The 20144-nt window shown below is 63.4% G+C and carries 17 protein-coding genes and 1 tRNA gene; 4 read left to right on the forward strand and 14 right to left on the reverse strand.

The window, feature by feature from the left end; translation table 11 throughout:
* Positions 1-50 precede the first annotated feature (50 nt).
* Both HOY44_RS08515 and HOY44_RS08520 read right to left on the reverse strand, forming a co-directional pair.
* Complete coding sequence (locus HOY44_RS08515; protein ID WP_287434268.1) at positions 51-689, reverse strand: winged helix-turn-helix domain-containing protein; 639 nt, start codon at positions 687-689, stop codon at positions 51-53.
* Positions 686-1177, reverse strand: a complete 492-nt coding sequence (locus tag HOY44_RS08520) for a MarR family winged helix-turn-helix transcriptional regulator (protein WP_040885026.1) — start codon at positions 1175-1177, stop codon at positions 686-688. The genes HOY44_RS08515 and HOY44_RS08520 overlap by 4 nt, the downstream gene beginning before the upstream one ends.
* 172 nt (positions 1178-1349) lie before the next feature.
* Between HOY44_RS08520 and HOY44_RS08525 the strand changes: the two genes are divergently transcribed.
* Together HOY44_RS08525 and HOY44_RS08530 are read left to right on the forward strand one after the other, a co-directional pair.
* The gene (locus tag HOY44_RS08525; protein ID WP_040885024.1) at positions 1350-2216 is read left to right on the forward strand and encodes a branched-chain amino acid aminotransferase; all 867 of its coding nucleotides are present in this window, start codon (positions 1350-1352) and stop codon (positions 2214-2216) included.
* A 54-nt stretch (positions 2217-2270) separates the two neighbouring features.
* Complete coding sequence (locus tag HOY44_RS08530; RefSeq protein WP_040885020.1) at positions 2271-2699, forward strand: hypothetical protein; 429 nt, start codon at positions 2271-2273, stop codon at positions 2697-2699.
* A gap of 53 nt (positions 2700-2752) precedes the next feature.
* Here the strand turns inward: HOY44_RS08530 and queG are convergent, their stop codons facing one another.
* From queG to HOY44_RS08570, 8 genes are all read right to left on the reverse strand, one after another.
* Positions 2753-3787, reverse strand: a complete 1035-nt coding sequence (queG, locus tag HOY44_RS08535) for a tRNA epoxyqueuosine(34) reductase QueG (RefSeq protein ID WP_287434269.1) — start codon at positions 3785-3787, stop codon at positions 2753-2755.
* 24 nt (positions 3788-3811) lie between these two features.
* Complete coding sequence (gene fzlA, locus HOY44_RS08540; RefSeq protein ID WP_008333163.1) at positions 3812-4477, reverse strand: FtsZ-binding protein FzlA; 666 nt, start codon at positions 4475-4477, stop codon at positions 3812-3814.
* Between the two features lie 52 nt (positions 4478-4529).
* Complete coding sequence (mtgA, locus tag HOY44_RS08545; RefSeq protein WP_287434270.1) at positions 4530-5258, reverse strand: monofunctional biosynthetic peptidoglycan transglycosylase; 729 nt, start codon at positions 5256-5258, stop codon at positions 4530-4532.
* A gap of 32 nt (positions 5259-5290) precedes the next feature.
* Entirely contained in the window at positions 5291-5824 is a 534-nt protein-coding gene (locus tag HOY44_RS08550; protein ID WP_287434271.1) for a DUF1269 domain-containing protein, read from the reverse strand.
* A gap of 251 nt (positions 5825-6075) precedes the next feature.
* Positions 6076-6423, reverse strand: coding sequence for a DUF4189 domain-containing protein (locus tag HOY44_RS08555; protein WP_050771974.1), 348 nt, complete (start codon positions 6421-6423; stop codon positions 6076-6078).
* A gap of 100 nt (positions 6424-6523) precedes the next feature.
* Entirely contained in the window at positions 6524-11062 is a 4539-nt protein-coding gene (gene gltB, locus HOY44_RS08560) for a glutamate synthase large subunit (RefSeq protein WP_287434272.1), read from the reverse strand.
* Complete coding sequence (locus tag HOY44_RS08565; RefSeq protein WP_287434273.1) at positions 11049-11795, reverse strand: hypothetical protein; 747 nt, start codon at positions 11793-11795, stop codon at positions 11049-11051. The genes gltB and HOY44_RS08565 overlap by 14 nt, the downstream gene beginning before the upstream one ends.
* Before the next feature lie 111 nt (positions 11796-11906).
* The gene (locus HOY44_RS08570) at positions 11907-13343 is read right to left on the reverse strand and encodes an NAD(P)-dependent oxidoreductase (protein ID WP_287434274.1); all 1437 of its coding nucleotides are present in this window, start codon (positions 13341-13343) and stop codon (positions 11907-11909) included.
* Between the two features lie 212 nt (positions 13344-13555).
* Between HOY44_RS08570 and HOY44_RS08575 the strand changes: the two genes are divergently transcribed.
* Positions 13556-14359 (forward strand): undecaprenyl-diphosphate phosphatase, encoded by an 804-nt coding sequence (locus tag HOY44_RS08575; protein ID WP_287434275.1) that lies wholly within the window; start codon positions 13556-13558, stop codon positions 14357-14359.
* 52 nt (positions 14360-14411) lie between these two features.
* On the opposite strand, the gene HOY44_RS08580 is transcribed toward HOY44_RS08575, so the two are convergent.
* Positions 14412-15392, reverse strand: coding sequence for a complex I NDUFA9 subunit family protein (locus tag HOY44_RS08580; protein ID WP_287434276.1), 981 nt, complete (start codon positions 15390-15392; stop codon positions 14412-14414).
* 131 nt (positions 15393-15523) lie between these two features.
* Between HOY44_RS08580 and HOY44_RS08585 the strand changes: the two genes are divergently transcribed.
* Positions 15524-15610: transfer RNA gene (locus HOY44_RS08585), tRNA-Leu, on the forward strand.
* A 242-nt stretch (positions 15611-15852) separates the two neighbouring features.
* Here the strand turns inward: HOY44_RS08585 and HOY44_RS08590 are convergent.
* From HOY44_RS08590 to HOY44_RS08600, 3 genes are all read right to left on the reverse strand, one after another.
* Positions 15853-16290: a hypothetical protein gene (locus tag HOY44_RS08590; RefSeq protein WP_287434277.1), complete on the reverse strand. Its 438-nt coding sequence runs from the start codon at positions 16288-16290 to the stop codon at positions 15853-15855.
* Between the two features lie 100 nt (positions 16291-16390).
* On the reverse strand, positions 16391-19285 hold the full coding sequence (locus tag HOY44_RS08595; RefSeq protein WP_287434278.1) for an H-type lectin domain-containing protein: 2895 nt from the start codon (positions 19283-19285) through the stop codon (positions 16391-16393).
* Between the two features lie 441 nt (positions 19286-19726).
* On the reverse strand, positions 19727-20125 hold the full coding sequence (locus HOY44_RS08600) for a RidA family protein (protein WP_287434279.1): 399 nt from the start codon (positions 20123-20125) through the stop codon (positions 19727-19729).
* Positions 20126-20144 lie beyond the last annotated feature (19 nt).

Below are 20144 nucleotides of genomic sequence, written 5' to 3' on the forward strand. Positions count from 1 at the left end.
GAGAGAGGCACGGGGCAGACCATCGGCGCAAGCGTGACGTGGGGACGCGATCAGTCGGCGACGATCATGTAGCCGGTCCCGCGCACGGTTTGCAGCACCTTGGGCATCTTGGGGTTGGGTTCCAGCTTGCGCCTCAGCCGCGTGATCTGGACGTCGACCGCGCGGCTTGCCGGGTCGGCATCGACAACGTCGGCCAGTTCGGACCGTGTGATCGGCGCATTTGGCCGCGCCGCCAGCGCACGCATCAGTTTGACCTCGGTCGCGGTCAGACGCACGCGCGCCTCGCCCTGAGTCAGGGCACCCGCTTCGATGTCATAGGTGAACGGCCCCATCCTGAGCACCTTGGGCGCGGCGGATTCGGGCGGCGGGCGGCGGTCGAGCATCTGGTTGATCTTGTCGATCAGTGCGGGCGGTTCGAACGGCTTCGAAAGAACCTCGCCCTCGCGCGTTTCGCCTGCCGCGACGAGCCACAGCGCCGGAGCTTCGGTCAGATCGCACAGCGGTGCGGCCTCGGCCACATCCTCCAGCACGATCAGGTCGAAATCCAGCCCCGTCAGCAGGCGCTGCGCATGGTCCACATCCCGCGCGGCGGAGACGAGGAAGCCGTGCCGACCGAGAAAGGTCTTCAGCAGACCGCGCTTGGTCTCATCCGGGTCGACCAGAAGCAGATGCGCGTCCGGCTGGCTCATTCCGGGTCCTTCAGCGCGTTGAAGTGGCGGCGCATGTCCGGGTCCATCATCGCCTCCAGCACCTTTCGGAACCCGTCGACCGCCTCCGGCCCGACCTCGCGGTAGGCCGCGCGCATCCGGGCACGCTGCGCTTCGGCGAGGTCCGCCTCGAGTGCCTGACCTTTCTCGGTCAGCACCAGATGCCGTTCGCGTTTGTCGCGCGTACCCACGCGGCTTTCGACCAGCCCGTCTTCGACCAGTGTGCGCAACACGCGGTTCAACGACTGTTTCGTAACGCCGAGAATCGCCAGCAGGTTGTTGACGGTCGTGCCGGGGCTGCGATGAATGAAATGGATCGCCCGGTGATGCGCCCGCCCGTAGCCGTATTGTTCAAGAATGCGATCAGGGTCCGCCGTAAAGCCCTTGTAGGCAAAGAACATCGCCTCGATACCCTTCTTGAGCTGCTCGTCAGTGAGGAACAGCAGGTGGGGTCCACGCCGGTCGTCCATCCTTGGTATCCTCGTTCACAAAATGCCCTTCGGATAGGCAATTTACGTCAGTCTTGTTGACTTTACCACCCCTCAATGGTAGCGAATCGCGTCTTTGACGCAACTTTACGTCCGGTTCGGACATAGTTTGCGCAACATTTGCAAAAGCGCCCATGTGGCCAAGGAGGTTGGAATGGCTGGATATGATGACCGCGACGGCAAAATCTGGGTCGACGGCACGCTCGTCGATTGGCGCGACGCCAACGTACACATCCTGACCCACGCGCTTCACTACGCCTCGTCCGTATTCGAGGGCGAGCGCGCGTATGATGGCAAGATCTTCCTGACCGACGAGCATTCCAAGCGCCTGCTGCGCTCGGGCGAGCTGCTCGACATGCCGATCCCGTGGACGGCGGAACAGATCACCGCCGCCAAGGACGAGGTGCTCAAGGCGAACGGGTTCTCCAATGCCTACGTGCGGGCCGTCGCGTTCCGGGGCGCGGGTGAAGACATGGGGGTCAGCTCTTCGCGCAACCCCGTGCGCCTGTTCATCGCGGCTTGGGAATGGGGCAGCTACTATGGCGACGCCAAAATGAAGGGCGCGAAGCTCGACATCTCGAAGTGGAAGCGCCCCTCGCCGGAAACGATCCCGACCGCCGCCAAGGCCGCCGGTCTTTACATGATCTGCACCATGTCCAAGCACGCGGCCGAGGCCAAGGGATGCTCCGACGCGCTGTTTTACGACTATCGCGGCTATGTGGCCGAGGCGACGGGGGCCAACGTGTTCTTCGTCAAGGACGGCGAGGTTCACACCCCCCTGCCCGACGCGATCCTGAACGGCCTGACCCGCCAGACCGTCATCAAGATGCTCGAAGAGCGGGGCGTGAAGGTGCACGAGCGGCACATCATGCCCGAAGAGATGGAAGGGTTCGAACAGTGCTGGCTCACCGGGTCGGCGGCGGAAGTGACCCCGGTCGGTCAGATCGGGGACTACACCTTCGAGGTCGGCGCCCTGACCCGCGAGATCGCAGAGGCCTACGAACGGCACGTTCGGTCGTAACACTTTGAAAAGACCTGTCCCCTAGAGTGGCCTCGTCCAACTCTGGGGGCAGGCATGGCCGCGCGCCGCAACATCCTTTACGTTCTCGGGATCATCGCACTTATCGTGATGCCGACCGCGATGTCGCTCGGCTATTACGTGGTGACGAAGGACCCGAACCTTCGGCCCCTTGGCGTCACACAGCAAGCCCTGTCGGCCTATGACAGGGGCCGCCCCACCGAACAGATCCACATCGTCGCACAGGTGGAATGGGTGCCCGCCCGCGCCGGGGGATATTCGCAACGGGCGCTGGAACTCGCCATCGTCAACGCCTTCAAGGCCAAGGGGGTCGAGGTCTTCGTTTTCTTCCACCCCGGCGTCGACGCCACGCGCGTCACCTACAGGGTCGGGCATACCACCATCGGCCCCTATTCGGTCGCCCGTGCGGCACGAGGGATCAGCGCCGCGGTCGAAGCCTTTCACATGCACGTTCCGATCAATTGACCGAAATCCGAGGACAGCGTGCAGTGGGCCGAAAGGTGTAAGGTCGGATCGGCTTAACGAGCGATCCGGGTCAGAGCCCACGTGGCTGCATCGGCAAGCACCAGGTCAGGCTCGCCTGCGAGGCGCTGAAGCTGTGGGGCGAACGACGGGTCGCCCGAATTGCCCATCGCATAGGCCACATTGCGCAGGAAACGGGTCCGGCCGATGCGCTTGATCGGACTGCCGGAGAATTTCTCGCGGAACGCCGCATCGTCCAGAGCCGCGAGGTCCGCGAGCCTTGGCGCTGCAAGATCGTCTCGCGCCAGATAACGCGCCTCCGACGCCTCGGCGGCGAACTTGTTCCACGGACAGACGGCGAGGCAGTCGTCGCACCCATAAATCCGGTTCCCCAGCAGGGGGCGAAGGGCCTCGTCCACCGGACCCTTGTGCTCGATCGTCAGGTAGGAAATGCAGCGCCTTGCATCGAGTTGGAAGGGCGCGGGGAAGGCATCCGTCGGGCAGACATCCAAACAAGCGGTGCAGCGACCGCAGTTCTCGCGCCCCGGACGATCCGGCTCCAATTCGGCCGTCGTGAAAATCGCACCGAGGAAGAACCAGCTTCCCAGGTCGCGACTGAGCAGGTTGGTATGCTTGCCCTGCCACCCCAGCCCCGCGGCCTGCGCGAGCGGCTTCTCCATCACCGGCGCGGTATCGACGAACACCTTGATCTCGGTCCCTGTCCCCGCCTCGTCGATCAGCCAGCGCCCGACCCGCTTCAGCCGTTTCTTCACGATGTCATGGTAGTCGCGGTTCTGCGCGTAGACGCTGATCGCGCCGCGCTCCGGTTCGCCGATCACAGCCATCGGGTCGTGCTCCGGCGTGTAAAGTTCGGCCAGCATGATGACCGACCTTGCCTCGGGCCACAGCGCATCGGGCGCGCCGCGCCAGTGCACCCGCTCGGCCATCCAGCCCATGTCGCCATGCCGCCCCGCTTCGACAAAGGCGGCCAGCCGGTCGGCCAGCTCCGGCACGGCATCGGGACGCATCACACCGACCGCCGAGAATCCCTCGGCCAGTGCCTGCGCCTTCAGCTTTTCGGTCAGTGTCATGGGACCTCTCCGGTCCGGGCCGCGTCAGAAATCGAGGTTGGCGTAATGTTCGGGCGGCGGGAAGCTTGGCACCTGATCGGCCAGCAACGACCGGAACGCGGGCCGCGACTTGATCTTGGCATACCACTCCCGCACGTTGGCGTTGCGGTTCCAGTCGACGTCCGAGATGTAGTCGAGCGCCGACAGATGCGCGGCCGCCGCGAAATCGGCCAGCGTCAGGGCGTCGCCCGCCAGCCAGCGCCGCTGATCCAGAAGCCACCCCATGTAGTCGAGGTGATACTTGATCGCCTTCGCCCCGTTCTTGATCCGCGTCGAATCCGGGTAGCCCTGCCCCATCAGCTTCTTGTTCACGCGCTCATACAGCAGGTTCGACGTCACTTCGCTGTGGAACTTGTCGTCGAACCACATGACCAGCCGCCGCACCTCGTACCGCCCGTCGGCCGAATTCGGCATCAGGGACGGCTCCGGCACGGTTTCCTCGATGTATTCGCAGATCGGCGCGCTTTCGGTCAGCGTCTTGCCGTCGATGCGTAGCACCGGAACCTTGCCCGCCGGATTGCGGCGCATGAACTCGACGCTCTTTTCCCAATACCGTTCCTCGACCAGCTCGACCTCCAGCCGCTTCTCGGCAAGGACGAGCCGCACCTTGCGGCAGAACGGGGACAGGGGGGAGTGGTAAAGGCGGATCATCGCTGCGTTTTTATTGGGGTTTCGCCTGTCATGCCGTGAAATGCGAAAGGGTTCAATCCTCGAAGCAATCCGCCCGCCCGTCTCGGAGGATCGTCGCCGCCCCGTCGCGGATCGACGCGGCCCGGCGCTGCACGAACTGACCGGGGTTCGAGGCCGAGCGTTCCTTGGGGCTCGGCAGGATCGCGGCCAAACGGGCGGCCTGCACATCCGTCAGCTTGTCGGGGGTGACCCCGAAGTAATGCTGGGCGGCTGCGTGAACGCCGAACACGCCCTCATCGAACTCGGCCACATTCATATAGACCTCGATGATCCGGCGCTTGGTCCAGACTAGTTCCACGACCGGCGTGATGATCGCCTCCAGCGCCTTGCGCACATAGCTGCGGGCAGGCCAGAGATAGACGTTCTTGACGACCTGCTGCGACAGGGTCGACGCGCCGCGCGTTTCGCCCGCTTCGATGACCTGCCGGATCGCCTCCATGTCGAAGCCCCAGTGCAGGCAATAGTTCGCATCTTCCGCCGCCACGATGGACCGGGCCATCACTGGCGCAACATATTCGATGTCGATCCAGTCATGCGCCACACCGCCAAGGCGGCGCGACTCGCTCGCCATGTAAAGCGTGGTCGGCGGGTTCACGAAGGCGAAGAGCGAGACCAAAAGGCAAATCAGGGCGACGAACCCAAGAACGATGCGCCGTGAGCAACGCCATACGAAACGCCGCGCGGGGCGCTTGGCCCTGACGCGGCGTGGCTTCGCTTCGGTCTTTTTCGATTTCCGCGCCATGGCCACTTATGACCACGGGCGCGGGCGCGTGGTCAAGCAAGCTCGGGCTGGTCCCGCAAGCTGGCCTTTTCGGCGCCGCGCGCATCCGCGGCCGTCACGGTTCGGATCTGGTCGGCGCGCCGCCCGCTTAAGGACGAGCGGATGACCTTGCCCCCGAACCGGCGAACCGTCTCGGCCAAGGCACCGGGGTCCACACGACGGGCCAGCAGGGCGACAGCGGCCTCACCCGGGGCGATCTGGTGTCCGACATCGCGAAGATACGCATCGCGAAGCCCGACGTCGGTGAAGCGCCCGGTCAGGAAGCCTGCGGCTGATCCAACCGCCGCGCCGATGACGGGCACGAGAAAGACGACACCCAGAACGGCCCCCCAGATCGCGCCGCCGATCACATGGGCGAGGCGGATGTTGACCTCCGGCATGATCTCGACGTTCCCGTCGGTGCCGCGCCTGACCAGTTCGATGTCTTCCGGCTCGATCTGATAGGTGCGGCCCAGCTTCGCCAGCGCCATGCGGGCGGCCTCGGCCTTGGCTGGGTCGGGAAAACGGGCAACGACGATCTCGGACATGGGACACTCCGTTCAATCCATTCGGAAATCGAACGTCGCAAGCGCAAGTCCGGTTCCCGTCAGGCGTAGATCGGAAGGAACGTCGCCAGCATGGCCCCGGCGATCAGCCCGAAACACAATCCCAATATGACACGCATGAAAAACTGCGCCGTGGCAGCAATATGTAACAGCATCGAATCCCCCAGTTTGGGCAAGTCTGGCACGGAATCTCAATCCGGCGAACGCCCTATGGGTTCGTCAACGAATTGTTCTCAGCCGGAACAGGCCCAAACGCGGACCTGACAGCCCGACCCGTATTGGCGGCAATAGCTCATCGCCCCCGCCTCGGCCTGTCCGCGCGAATTGCCGGTCGACCAACCCCAGCCGCCGTTGGAGGCGACGGCCATAGCGGCGCAGGTGTTGAAGAACGTCCGAACCTCTTCGCAGTCGTATTGCGACTCCTGCAAGGCTCGGTTGTAGGCCCCGGATTCGCTCCCATAACTATGCGCATATCCCCATGCGCCGCCCGGTCCGATACACACCGCACCCCATTGCTGGGCCGACGCCGCCGCCGGCGCGAGACCGATCAACACGGCCGCGATCTTGAGTAGTCGTTTCATGGCAAGCCCCCTTGTTGTGAGGCCAGCATAACGAAAAATCATGTTTTGTAACGGAAAAGGGCGCGCCAGCGGCACGCCCTTTTCAAAGTCACGACGGCGATCACTCGGCCGGGATCGCCCCCTCTTCGACCGAAAGCGGTGCGGCGAGGTGCGGCAGCATCTCTTTCGGGCAGATCTGAAGGAAGTTGTCCTTCTCGATATCCCAGTGCTGAAGGATCTCGGCCCCCTTACGGCTGTTCGTCTCTTTCACATGCCGTTCGATCAGTCCGCGCAGTTCGGCTTCCCAGTGCTCGACCGTCACCGGGCAGGTCACCAACGTTTCCTTGTTCATATAGGTCTCGGCCACCGCGTCCGGGTCGTAAAGATAGGCCATGCCGCCCGTCATCCCGGCCCCGAAGTTGGCCCCGATGGTCCCAAGGATCACCGCGACACCACCGGTCATGTATTCACACCCGTTCGACCCACAGCCCTCGATCACCACATGGGCACCCGAGTTGCGGACGGCGAACCGCTCACCCGCGCGACCTGCCGCGAACAGATACCCGGCGGTCGCACCGTAAAGCACGGTGTTGCCGATGATCGTGTTCTCGCTCGCCACCAGCGGCGACGACATGGTCGGACGCACGACGACCGTGCCCCCTGACAGACCCTTGCCGACATAGTCGTTGGCATCGCCCGCGACCTCGATCTTGAGACCGGGGGCCGCGAAAGCGCCCAGCGACTGGCCAGCGGAACCGGACAGCTTGATCGTCAGGTGATCGGGCTGAAGGTTGTTGTTCATGCCGAAGTTGCGAACGATATGGCTCGACACCCGCGTCCCGATGGTCCGGGCCGTGTTTTGGACGGCGTATTGAAGCTGCATCTTCTCGCCTTCGTTCAGGAAGCGCGCGGCATCCTTCACGATTTCGGCGTCGAGCGTATCCAGCACCTCGTTGCGCGGCCGGGTGCGGTCGTACGTGTCCTTGCCGACGCCATCGACCGAGATCAGGAGCGGGTTCAGGTCCAGATCGTCAAGGTGCGCGGCACCCCGGCTGACCTGGCTCAGAAGATCCGCACGACCGATCACCTCATCCAGCGAACGGGCACCGATCCGGGCGAGGATTTCGCGCACTTCGGTGGCGTAGAAGGTGATGAGGTTCACCACCTTGTCGGCATTGCCCGTGAACTTGGCCCGCAGGCTTTCGTCCTGCGTGCAGACGCCCACCGGGCAGGTGTTCGACTGGCACTGACGCACCATGATACAGCCCATCGCGATCAGCGCGGCGGTACCGATGCCGTATTCCTCGGCCCCCATCATCGCGGCCATGACGATGTCACGACCCGTGCGAAGGCCACCATCGGTCCGCAGCGTCACCCGCGAGCGCAGGTTGTTCATCGCAAGCACCTGGTGCGCTTCCGACAAACCCATCTCCCACGGCAGACCCGCGAACTTGATCGACGTGGCGGGCGATGCGCCCGTGCCGCCGTTGTGACCCGAAATCAGGATCACGTCCGCTTTCGCCTTGGCGACACCAGCGGCAATCGTGCCGACGCCGGAGGACGCCACCAGTTTCACCGTCACCTTGCAGCGCGGGTTGATCTGCTTGAGGTCGTAGATCAGCTGCGCGAGGTCTTCGATCGAGTAGATGTCGTGGTGCGGCGGCGGCGAAATCAGCGTCACGCCTTTGGTCGAATGACGCAGACGCGCGATCAGATCGGTGACCTTCATCCCCGGAAGCTGACCCCCCTCGCCGGGCTTGGCACCCTGAGCGACCTTGATCTCAAGCTCTTCGCACTGGTTCAAGTATTCGGCGGTCACGCCGAAACGGCCCGATGCGACCTGCTTGATCTTGGCAGACGGGTTGTCACCGTTCGGCTCCGGCACGAAATGCGCCGGGTCTTCGCCGCCCTCACCGGAGTCAGACTTGGCGCCGATCCGGTTCATCGCGACGTTCAGCGTTTTGTGCGCTTCGGGCGACAGCGCGCCCAGCGACATGCCGGGGGTCACGAACCGTTTGCGGATCGAGGTGATCGATTCCACCTGTTCGATCGGAACCGGCTCGCCCAGTGGTTTGATGTCGAGCATGTCGCGCAGATGGATCGGCGGGTTCGCCTGCATCCGGGCCGAATACTGCTTCCACATCTCGTAAGACGCGCGGTCGCAGGCCGCCTGCATCAGGTGCATGGTCTGCGCACCCCAAGCGTGGGTCTCGCCGTTCTTGCGAGCCTTGTAGAAGCCGCCGATGGGCAGAATATCCTGCCCCAGACGCCAGCCTTTTGCGTGGATCGCGCGGGCTTTCTTCTGGATACCGCCGATGCCGATGCCGGAGATACGGCTGGTCATGCCGGGGAAGTAGTCGGCGACCATCGCGCGGCTCAGACCCACGGCTTCGAAGTTCAGGCCGCCGCGATAGGACGAGATGACCGAGATACCCATCTTGGCCATGATCTTGAGCAGACCCTGATCCACCGCCTCGCGATACTTGCGAACGGCATCGGTCAGGCTGCCTTCCAGCAGGCCGCGCTCGATCCGGTCGGCAAGGCTGTCTTCGGCGAGATAGGCGTTCACCACCGTCGCACCCGACGCGATCAGCACCGCGAAGTAATGCGGGTCGATGCACTCGGCCGACCGCACGTTGAGCGAGGTGAAGGTCCGCAGCCCCTTGCGCGTCAGCCACGAATGCACGGCCGAGGTGGCAAGGATCATCGGCATCCCTACCTTATCCTCGTCCTGCGCCATGTCCGACAGCACGATGTGCCCGGCGCCCGAGCGCACGGCCTCTTCCGCCTCGTCACGGATGCGGGCCAGACCGTCGCGCAGCGCCTGATCGCCCCCGTCCGCCGGAAAGGTGCAGTCGATGTCGACGCATTTCGCGTTGAAGTGCTTGAGCAACTCCTCGAACTGCGCGTTGCCGACGAAGGGGCTTTCCAGCACGAGGATCTCGGTCTGGCTTCCGGTTTCGTCCAGCACGTTCTTGAGGTTGCCGAACCGGGTCTTGAGGCTCATGACCCGGAATTCGCGCAGCGAGTCAATCGGCGGGTTCGTCACCTGGCTGAAGTTCTGGCGGAAGAAGTGGCTCAGGGGCCGGTATTCATTCGACAGCACCGCAGACGGCGTGTCGTCACCCATCGACGCCAGCGTTTCTTTCCCGTCCTCGGCCATCGGCGCGAGGATCTGTTCGAGCTCTTCCAACGTATAGCCTGCCGCCACCTGACGGCGGCGCAGATCGGACCCGGTATGGAGCGCCTTTTCTTCGACGCCCAGCAGTTCTTCGTCGATGTCGTTGACCTTGCCGACCCAGTCGCCGAAGGGCTGGCTGTTGGCGAGTTTGTCCTTGATCTCGACGTCGTGGTAGAGCTTGCCCTCTTTCATATCGACGGCGAGCAACTGACCGGGGCCAAGCGCGCCTTTCTCGACGCAGGTCGCCTCGTCGACCGGGACCATGCCCGCTTCGGACCCGGCGATGACCAGGCCGTCACCCGTCACGACATAGCGCATCGGGCGCAGGCCGTTGCGGTCGAGACCCGCGCAGACCCAGCGCCCATCGGTCATGGCCAGCGCGGCGGGGCCGTCCCACGGCTCCATCGTCGAGTTGGCGTAGGAATACATATCCACCCACGCCTTCGGCATCTCCGCCGACTGCTTGGACCACGATTCCGGCACCAGCATCGTCTTGGCCATCGGCGCGGACCGTCCGGCGCGCACCAGAACTTCGAACACCGAATCCAGCGCCGCACTGTCCGACGAGCCCTGCGGCACGATCGGCTTGATGTCCTCGGCCAGATCCCCGAACGCGCCCGAGGCCATCCGGATCTCGTGGCTCTTCATCCAGTTGAGGTTGCCCTTCAGCGTGTTGATCTCGCCGTTGTGGGCGAGCATCCGGAAGGGCTGCGCCAGCCACCACTGCGGGAAGGTGTTGGTCGAATACCGCTGGTGATAGATCGCGAATGCGCTTTCGAACCGCTCGTCTTTCAGGTCCGGGTAGAACTCCGCCACCTGCTCGGCCAGCATCATGCCCTTGTAGATGATCGACCGGCACGACAGCGAGGCGAGGTAAAGCTGGCCGACACCTGCGGCCGCGGCGGCTTTTTCGATCCGGCGGCGGATGACGTAAAGCTCACGCTCGAACGTCTCTTCGTCCACGCCCTTGGCGTTCGAGATCAGGATTTGCTCGATCTCGGGCCGGGTCGCGTTGGCCTTTTCGCCAAGGCAGGAGATATCCACGGGGACGTGACGCCAGCCGTAGATGTAATAGCCCATGCGCAGGACTTCGGTCTCGACGATGGTCCGGCACGTCTCCTGCGCGCCGAAATCGGTGCGCGGCAGGAACACCTGACCAACCGCGATCATCTCTTTCTCGCGCGGCTCGTGGCCGGTGCGGCGGACCTGATCGTAGAAGAACTCCACCGGAATCTGCACGTGGATGCCCGCGCCGTCGCCGGTCTTGCCGTCGGCATCCACCGCGCCCCGGTGCCAGATCGCCTTAAGAGCTTCGATGCCCGATTCCACGACCTTGCGGCTTTTCTTGCCGTCGATCGACACGACGAGGCCCACGCCGCACGATGCGTGTTCGAACTCTTCGCGGTACATCCCATGTTCGGCAAGGTAGGCGCGCTTGGCTTCTTCCTCGGCCACCCAGCGTTCGTCAAATTTGGTCATGGTCGGTCTCCTCAAGCCCCGGAGTGGGGGCGGCTGGCGCGGGGACAAGCCCCGCCTTCTGCTGGTCGCATTCGTAAAGGGGGAGCGTCTGGGAAAACCCCGGCTCGCCCGGATGGATGAAATCGACGGGGCTGTTGTCGTAAGGCGTGGCTTCGCCCGTGTCGTCGAGCACCTCTTCCGGTCCGAGGAAGAACAGGCCCAACTCGCGGTTGAGGTATTGAACCCCGCGCGACTGGTATTCCACGGTCCCGTCCTCGGTCAGGATCTGAAGCTGGGTCTGAACGATGTCGAGCGTCATGCCGTCGATGACCGTGGTTTCGCCAGACAGCATGTCGGCCCCGACGATGGTGATCTCGCGATCTTCGCCGGGGGCGGTGCGGTGCATCGTGAACCGGAACGTGTCGATGCCCTCGTCGGTCAGGGTCGGCAGGTCGATGGGGTCTTCAGCCGGTTCGACCAGCCGTTCGCGGGAATTGTCCCACATGTAAAGGCTGTCCTGCCACTGGTAGCCGGCGCCATAGGTGACGACCGCCGACATGCCCTCGCCGTCGAACATGGCTTCGGCGAAGCCGCCCGTGTCGGTGTCGCAGCGATAAAGGTTGGACACCGAGCATTGCTTGGATTGCACCGTCAGAAACACCTCGCAGCCTTCGGGCGGGGTGAACACGCGGGCTTGGGCAGGCATGGCGAGAAGGGTCGCGGCGGCGAGCGTCGCGGCGATGCGATGGTTCATCTAAACCCCTCCTTTACCTTTGGCTTTGACCGGGTCAGGTGCGCTGACATTTCCGAAGTGCCGTGTTTCGTCCCTGTGCACAGCGTTTTTGCCCGCTGTGCACGCCGTTCCTCACTCCGCAGCGACGCTTGCCGCCGCGGCGTTGAACCGCTTGAGCATCGCGTCGGCGGCGTCGCGGCCGTCCTTGATCGCCCACACGACGAGCGAGGCACCGCGCACGATGTCGCCCACTGCGTAGACCCCATCCATGTCGGTCGCGCCGGTGCGAAAATCAGCCTTGATCGTCCCCCAGCGGGTCACCGGAAGCTCAGGCTGTTCCCAAAGCGACGGCAGATCCTCGGGCTCGAAACCCAGCGCTTTTATGACCAGATCGGCCTCTTCGACGTATTCCGCGCCTTCGATCGCCTCGGGCGAGCGGCGGCCGGTGGCGTCGGGCTGACCCAGCCGCATCCGCTGCACCACGACACCCGTCACCGGGTCGCCGTGGAACCCCTTCGGGTTGGAAAGCCAGACGAATTCCACGCCTTCTTCCTCGGCATTGGCAACCTCACGCTGCGAGCCGGGCATGTTGTCGCGGTCGCGGCGATAAAGGCATTTGACGCTCGTGGCACCCTGACGGATCGCGGTGCGCACGCAATCCATCGCGGTATCGCCACCGCCGATCACGACGACCTTCTTGCCCTCGGCCCAAAGCGAGCCGTCCTTGTGCTCGGCAACCTCGTCACCGAAGGACGCCTTGTTCGACGCGGTGAGATAGTCGATGGCGCGCACGATTCCCGCGCTGCCCGCGCCGGGGCCGGACAGATCGCGGGTCTTGTAGACACCCGTGGCGATGAGCACGGCATCATGTTTCTCGCGCAGCTCGGCAAAGCTGATGTCCTCGCCGACGTTGCAGTTCATCACGAAATCCACACCGCCCTTTTCAAGTTGCTCGTTGCGGCGCATGACGATGTCTTTCTCCAGCTTGAAGCCGGGGATGCCGTAGGTCAGCAGCCCGCCGGAGCGGTCGTAGCGGTCATAGACGGTGACCTGCACACCTGCGCGGCGCAAACGGTCGGCGGCGGCAAGGCCGCCGGGGCCGGCCCCGATGATGCCGACGCTCTCACCGCGCTCGGCGGCGGGCTTGATGTCTTCGACCCAGCCTTTTTCAAACGCCGTGTCGGTGATGTATTTCTCGACCGCACCGATGGTGACGGTGCCGTGACCCGACTGCTCGATCACGCAATTGCCTTCGCACAGACGATCCTGCGGGCAGATGCGACCGCAGATTTCCGGGAAGGTGTTGGTCGCCTGCGATATTTCGTAGGCTTCCTTGAGCCGTCCGGTCGCGGTCATGCGCAGCCAGTCGGGGATATTGTTGTGAAGCGGGCAGTGGCTTTGGCAGTACGGCACACCGCACTGGCTGCACCGCGCCGATTGCTCGGCTGCCTTCGCATCCGCGAACTCTGCATAAATCTCGTGAAAGTCTTCACGACGTAGTTCCGCGCCACGCTTTTCGGGCATGTCTCGCTGAACAGTCACGAATTTCAACATCGGCTGCTTGGCCATCACGTCCTCCGTCTTCGAGCCGCCTATCTAGCAGGGTTTCCGAAAAAGAAAAGGCATAATTACTGACCTAAAAACGATCATATCGCCCAAGGTAGCGTGTTTTTCTGATCGTTTGGAGAATTTTTAAGTAACTTATGCTGACCTATATTTCCGCTTTCCATTACTTTCCAAATGGTTAGCTTTGGGCAACTTCCAAACCCGAGGCAGCAGGCATGTCGCTCTTCCACCTGTTTATTGTCGCTGTCATTCAGGGACTTACCGAGTTTCTTCCGGTTTCCTCCTCCGGTCACCTGATTCTTCTGCCGAATCTCACCGGGCTCGAGGATCAGGGTCAGGTCATCGACGTCGCGGTCCACGTGGGCACGCTCGGCGCCGTCGTTCTCTACTTCTGGTCCGATGTGCGAGAGGGGCTTTTCGGTATCCCCCGCATGTTGACGGGCCGGATCGACACCAAGGGATCGCGGCTCGCCTTCCTCCTGCTGATCGCCACGATCCCCGTTCTCGCTCTCGGCCTGATCCTGAGCGTCACCGGGCTGTCCGACGCGATGCGGTCGATCACGGTCATCGGCTGGACGATGCTGATCTTCGGCCTCGTGCTTTACTGGGTCGACCAGAAAGGCGCCGAAACAAAGACCGACGCGGACTGGACCCTGCGCGATGCAATCGTCATGGGGCTGTGGCAGGCGCTCGCCCTGATCCCCGGCACCTCCCGCTCCGGCGCCACCATCTCGGGCGCGCGGGCGCTGGGTTACAAGCGCGAGGACGGCACCCGGCTCGCCATGCTGATGTCGATCCCGACGATCATGGCGTCCGGTCTTCTTCTGGGCGTGGAAGCCGCGTCGGAAGCCGACTGGGCGGTTCTGCGGGACGGGGCCATCGCCGCCGCCATGGCATTCGTCGCCGCCCTGCTCGCACTGTCGTTGATGATGCGGCTGCTGCGCTCGGTCAGCTTCACGCCATACGTGATCTACCGCGTGATCCTCGGGATCGTACTGCTCGTCATCGCCTATACCTGAACCGATAAGGCCGACCCTTTCGGATCGGCCCTGCGTTCAAAGTCCCACGCGCTCAGGTTCGCAGATTGCGCGCCGAGGCGGTGATGTCGGCATATTGCCCGGTCTGGCGGAAACGCCACAGGTATTGCGGCAGCACCACCTCCATCGCGGTCGGCGTGATGCCCAGATCTGCAAAGGTTTTCGCGCCCTCGGCGACCACGTTGTCGGACCTGAGCGACGTCACCTGATCGCGCGTAAGCGGTGCCGACACGAGCCCCCCGGTCATCGCAGAGCCGGCGTCGAAAACGGTCCCCATCACGCCCGCGATCCAGAACGGAATGTTCACGATCATGCGGCGGCGTTGAATGACGGTCAGCATATCCTGCATCAATTCGCGGAAGGTCTGCACGTCCGGCCCGCCAAGCTCATAGATCCCCGGCGCGGCCTCGTCCTTGACCGCCTTTTCGGCGGCCGCGGCCACGTCATCGACGAACACAGGCTGGAACCGGGTCTGGCCGCCGACGATGGGAAGCACCGGCCCCATGCGGGTCATACCCGCGAACCGATTGAAGAAGTTGTCTTCGGGCCCGAACATCACCGAAGGGCGCAGGATCACCGCGTTGGGGAAATGTTCGAGGATGCCCGCCTCGCCACGCCCCTTGGACTGCGCATACAGGCTGTCGCCCTCCGTGTCCGCGCCGATGGCGGAAAGGTGGACGAGCGTCCCAATCCCTTTTTCGGCGGCCAGCCGCGCGATCCGCGTGGCGCCCTCGTCCTGAACAGCGCCGAAGTTGTTCTTGCCGCCTTTGTCGAAGGTGCCCACGCAGTTCACGACCGCATCCGCGCCCGTCATCGCTTCGGCCACCGAGTTGTCGTCGCGGATGTTGCACAGGATCGGCGCGACCTGCCCGACCGTGCCATAGGGCTTCACGAAGATCGCCTCGTTCGGTCGGCGCACCGCAACGCGAACGCGCCACCCTGCTTTGGCCATGCGCCGCGCGATATAGCGCCCCGCAAAGCCGGAACCGCCGTAGATGGTCACGAGTTTCGACATGCCCGATCTCCTTCGTAAATACGGGTTCCTGCATAGCCCCCGGCGTCAACCGGAACAAGGCGAATTGAAAGTGTGCGAATCCCGTTGACACTGTTTGCGCGGGGCCTTACATCGCGGCTCCACGCACCTGTGCCCAGGTGGCGGAATTGGTAGACGCGCCAGCTTCAGGTGCTGGTGTCTGTATGGACGTGGAGGTTCGAGTCCTCTCCTGGGCACCATTTCTCCTAAGAAATCCGTTGATCCATCTGGCGCTTCGCTCTGGAACACAGGAATCAATGAGCGTGTTGCGCTGGCGGTCTGAGCCTGCGGGGCCGAACCGTCTCCGCGCTAACTGATTGCCGCGCAAATACACTCACACCACGTCACATGAATGCCCACAGGTCGCTGGTCCTCGGCGGGGCTTTGGCTCCCGTCAAATGCCAGCCGCAATGCCGCGTTGCGTTCGGGAACCGGTCAGCCGCTACGGGTTCCCGCTACTGGATTGCGACTGGTTTCGCGTGCTCGACGTATTGCGGTTCGAGTTCTGCGTGGACTGGGTGTTCTGGTTCTGCGTTCCGCTTCCGCCCGTTGTCGGGTCCGTGGGATCGTCAGTGGGGTCGGTGCCGTCCGTCGTGTCCGTTGTCGTCTCGGACCCATCGTCGTCCGTTGTGGGCGACGTGGCGGTGCCTGTGGGCGCGGTCGCGGTCCGGGTGCCGGCTGGGACCACGGCCACGGACCGTGAATCGCAGGTGGGCATGGCGGCAGTGTAGATCCCGCCGATCGGCACATCAGGCGGGCGGCAGGACGGCTCGCCGAATTTGTTGAAAACCGGCTCGGAGTAGATCACGCGGGGGGTCTGTTCCGTGCAGGCGACGGTCAGAATGGTCATGCCGAGGGCGGCGGTTGTTGCAAGTCTCATGTGTCTGGCCTTTCCAGTTCGTCCCGATTCTGGCGCCCAGTTCAGGACACCTTCGGGCGGCCACGACGGGCCGCCCGATCTTGTGTGTCACGCGCCTGCGTCAGGTGATGAGCAGGGGGTCGACGTATTCCATGCCCGTGAGCAATCCGGCCTGCTCGAAGGCAAAGCCGTGCACATCCTCGAAGGCATGTTCGAGTTCGGCATCCAGGCTGGTTTCTTCGTCGATCTTGAAGTTGGCCGAGGCGACCAAACCGTCGAAGGTCACGCCCGTGGTGCGGACATTTGCCGTATCCGCCCCGTTGTAGCTGGCAAGGAAGGCCGCCACGAGCGGGTCGGCCCCGACCGCCGCGTCCAAGGCGAAAGGCGCGATCTCGTGCGAGACGGTATCGCCGGTCGAAAACGCCTGCGATCCGATGCCGCCCCAGTCGATCACACCATCTGCCGCCGATGCATCGAGAGCGGCCCAGCCGACGACTTCCGAGGTGTGCCACCCGTCTGCGGCTTCCCGTTCTTCGATTGCGAAATCGAAACCATCGGCGCCGATGTTCTGGGCGCGAACGATCTCCCATTCGCCGCCGTTGTCGGACTGGATCTGAAGCAGCAGGATGGGTGCTTCGTCGAAAGCCTGTTCGAAGGTGACACGGTGGAATGCGTCGGTCGCTCCGGCAGCGAAGTTCGTCGTGCCGACCTGAAGCAAACTGCCATCCGCGAGCTCCCAGACGCCTTCTTCGAAGGTGACCAGCGTCACCTCTTCGGCGGCATGGGTGCCATCGTAACCTTCGGGTTCATCAAGGTAGAAGCTTGCGCCGGTCGCCGAGATGTCGGTGAATTCGACCGTCACCATGTCCCAGCCCACGCGGCTGGCGAGCGAGGCGAAGACCACCGGGTTGTCGAAGGTCGTGCCGCCCTGATAGCTGACGGTCTGGGTCTGATGATTCACGCCGCCGACGCTCTGAACCGCCCCGATGACGTCGCCCGCATCGGATTCGTACTCGATGATGAGTTCCATGTCGTAGATGATCGAGTCGTCCTGACGGTCGCCTTTCATGTAGACGGCAACGTCGAAGAAGCTGGATTCAAGCGTCACGCCATTGGGCGTCACGGCGGTCAGGATCGGATCGGTGGGAACGGCATCCCCCGCCCCGAGCGACCCGTTGACCATCGACCAGCCTTCGTCGATCAGGCCATCGGCATTCTCGTCGAGCGTCGCGATGTCGATGCTCATCCAGCCGAGGCTGCTGGCAAGGGGCGAGTCGCCTTCCCAGTCGAGCAGGTTCAGGGTCGTCGTGATGACTTCGCCGGTGTCGTACTTGATGTTGTCGCGGGTGTAGGGCGGCTCGGAATTTTCTTCGAGCGGAATTTCCAGCCCCGGCAGATCTTGCCCGAACTTGTTCGGGGTCAAACGCCAGCGCGGGCCGGAGACCAGCGCATCCTCGGTGAACCCGGCATCTTCGGCGTCATCGGGCGAGCGGAAGCTTTCGAAGACGTTCTTGTAGGGATCGGTCGGGAACAGATCGTAGGACCATTCGAACGGCTCGCGGTCGGTGGTGGTGTACCACGCTTCGGTGAAACCGTGCTCGAGGTCTTCGGTCATGAAATCCAGACCGGCAGCCGCGTTCATTTCGGCCAGCGCATCGCTGCGGAAGACCGTCCCGACCGGGTTGCCGCCGCCATCTTCGTTGCGGTAGCCCACCAGAACGTCGTCGGGGTCGTAGACCGCCGTGCCGCCCGCGGCGAGGTCGACGTTGCCGTCGGCGTCGAGGATGAAGTAGCTCGGAAGCGGCTCGCCCGTCCCGTCGAAGCTGTCGAGCGGCGAAACCCAGAGCAGCTTGGTCGGGTCGTCCGGGTCCTTGACGATGTAGAAGGACGGAAGCCGACCGATGGCCGCTTCGTTCTCGTAATCCTCAGGGCGGACCTGATCGTTCGGGTTGTTCGTAATGTCGTGAGTGATGACCAGTTCGGCCCGCGTGATCGTGAATCCGCTGCCTTCGAGACCGTCCATGATCGAGTTGTTGTTGGCGTCCCGCGTCCATTCCTCGGGCAGCGGCATGTCCACTTCGAGCCGGATATCGTTCGGCCGCTTGACCGCCTCGCCCCAGCGGTAAAGCAGCTTGCCATCGTCCTTGAGCGTGACCGAGTAATCCTGACCGTAGGCGATGTTGTAGGTCACGCTGGATTCGTTGGGTTCCAGCAGGTCCACGATGTCGGCATCGCCGCCGTAGCCGTTCAGGAAGCTGTCCACGATGTCGATGGTGCCGTCGTTGTCGACATCGACCGCGCCGACCACGATGGGGTCCGCGATACCGTCGCCGTCATCGTCGAAATTCACCGTGGTCTTGGTGATGCGATAGGTATCGAGCACGCCGTCACGGTCGAAGTCGATGTCGGAAAGAACCGTGTCGAGTCCGGGGTCCGCCGAATCCATCGCGGCCTGAAGCGCCTGAATCAGTTCGTGGATATAGGCGTTGTTGAGGGGGCCGATGTCGAACGTGCCCGGCGTCACCTCGCTCGGGCGGATGTCCAGCATCTTGAGGTCGTCGTCGAGCGGACCAATCGCCCCCGGATCGCCGGGATATTCCTGATCCGACAGGACCGAGGCCATCGTTTCGTAATGCTCGGTCGACGCTTTGACGGTGTTGCCGCCCAAGCCCAGCGACCATGTTCCGAAGGGCGCGCCGGAGAGGAACACGTCGGTTTCGGCGTCGCGCAGGGCGATACCGATCTGATTCCCCTCGTCGTCGAAAGCGTTACCGGCGAACCCTTCGGCGAAATCGCCGTCCAGCACCTTTTCAAGCGCACCGATGAAGTCGTCGATGTAGAACCCGAACTCGCTGTCGATCGCATAGAGGATGTTTCCGTCCCTGTCGGTGTATGGCTCGACAGTGGTTCCGGCCGTATCGAGCATGCCGGGCAAGGCCGGATACTGTACGCCTGAGTATGTCGCGGTCAGGTCTTCAATCGAAAACACATGCGTGGGTGATGTGTATGTGGTCACGGCGTTTCCTCCTTGGCGAACGCGATGGGTCGCTAATTTTGTAACTAGTCACTTACTTAATCTTAAGGCTCATGGGAAATGCATACATTGATATGTGTCAATGTGTTTCGGTTGAGGGGGTGGGAATCCGCCGAATGCCGCCACGGCATGTGGACGACGCGCCCGTGGAAAGGTCGGCGAGAAGGTAGGATCGAGGACGCGAACGTCGCCGTTTGAAAGGTGGTCTAGCGGCGCAAAGGCCGGCGCCAGACATCGCGCCCTTGGGTGGTCGACGACGCAAGGCTCATCGCCACCCACCCCGCGTGCGAGGCCTTACAGGGCTGGGCTCTCAGCCCTCCACGAACCGCCGCCCGGCGGCCCCGAAGCGGCCTCATCGCAGTCGGGAAGAAGAATGTGCGGCGCCCTTAAGCGGCAACCAGATTGAACGCGACCGACGCGCGTCTATCGCGCGACGAATGCCGTGGCTTCGATCTCCAGCAGCGCCTCGTCCTCGACCAGATCTTTGACGACGACCAGCGACATGGCGGGGAAATGTTTGCCGAAGATGCGACGATAGGCCGCCCCGATCTCGCGCTGATGGGCGAGGTATTCGGCCTTGTCCTTCACGAACCACGTCAGCCGGCCCACGTCGCTCACATCTCCGCCCGCCGCCCGGACGATTGCTGCGATGTTGGCCAGCGCCTGCTCCATCTGTTCGAGAAAGCCGCCTTCGACGAAAACCTTTTGCGCGTCCCAGCCGATCTGCCCGCCGATGTGCAGCGTCCCATCCGGCATATGCATCCCGTTCGCATAGCCCAGAGCGGGCGCCCAGCCTTCGGGGTGAATGGTTTCAGGTTTCATCGGTTCTCCTCCACGCCCT

This window comes from Maritimibacter sp., assembly GCF_016774595.1.
Lineage (GTDB): Bacteria > Pseudomonadota > Alphaproteobacteria > Rhodobacterales > Rhodobacteraceae > Maritimibacter > Maritimibacter alkaliphilus.

Coding starts and splice junctions, on each gene's coding strand:
- HOY44_RS08530 (WP_040885020.1), top strand. CDS start 2,271: ATGGCCGCGCGCCGCAACATCCTTTACGTTCTCGGGATCATCGCACTT.
- mtgA (WP_287434270.1), bottom strand. CDS start 5,258: ATGGCGCGGAAATCGAAAAAGACCGAAGCGAAGCCACGCCGCGTCAGG.
- HOY44_RS08520 (WP_040885026.1), bottom strand. CDS start 1,177: ATGGACGACCGGCGTGGACCCCACCTGCTGTTCCTCACTGACGAGCAG.
- HOY44_RS08565 (WP_287434273.1), bottom strand. CDS start 11,795: ATGAACCATCGCATCGCCGCGACGCTCGCCGCCGCGACCCTTCTCGCC.
- HOY44_RS08550 (WP_287434271.1), bottom strand. CDS start 5,824: ATGTCCGAGATCGTCGTTGCCCGTTTTCCCGACCCAGCCAAGGCCGAG.
- HOY44_RS08570 (WP_287434274.1), bottom strand. CDS start 13,343: ATGGCCAAGCAGCCGATGTTGAAATTCGTGACTGTTCAGCGAGACATG.
- HOY44_RS08555 (WP_050771974.1), bottom strand. CDS start 6,423: ATGAAACGACTACTCAAGATCGCGGCCGTGTTGATCGGTCTCGCGCCG.
- HOY44_RS08580 (WP_287434276.1), bottom strand. CDS start 15,392: ATGTCGAAACTCGTGACCATCTACGGCGGTTCCGGCTTTGCGGGGCGC.
- queG (WP_287434269.1), bottom strand. CDS start 3,787: ATGACACTGACCGAAAAGCTGAAGGCGCAGGCACTGGCCGAGGGATTC.
- HOY44_RS08590 (WP_287434277.1), bottom strand. CDS start 16,290: ATGAGACTTGCAACAACCGCCGCCCTCGGCATGACCATTCTGACCGTC.
- HOY44_RS08515 (WP_287434268.1), bottom strand. CDS start 689: ATGAGCCAGCCGGACGCGCATCTGCTTCTGGTCGACCCGGATGAGACC.
- HOY44_RS08525 (WP_040885024.1), top strand. CDS start 1,350: ATGGCTGGATATGATGACCGCGACGGCAAAATCTGGGTCGACGGCACG.
- HOY44_RS08575 (WP_287434275.1), top strand. CDS start 13,556: ATGTCGCTCTTCCACCTGTTTATTGTCGCTGTCATTCAGGGACTTACC.
- gltB (WP_287434272.1), bottom strand. CDS start 11,062: ATGACCAAATTTGACGAACGCTGGGTGGCCGAGGAAGAAGCCAAGCGC.
- HOY44_RS08600 (WP_287434279.1), bottom strand. CDS start 20,125: ATGAAACCTGAAACCATTCACCCCGAAGGCTGGGCGCCCGCTCTGGGC.
- fzlA (WP_008333163.1), bottom strand. CDS start 4,477: ATGATCCGCCTTTACCACTCCCCCCTGTCCCCGTTCTGCCGCAAGGTG.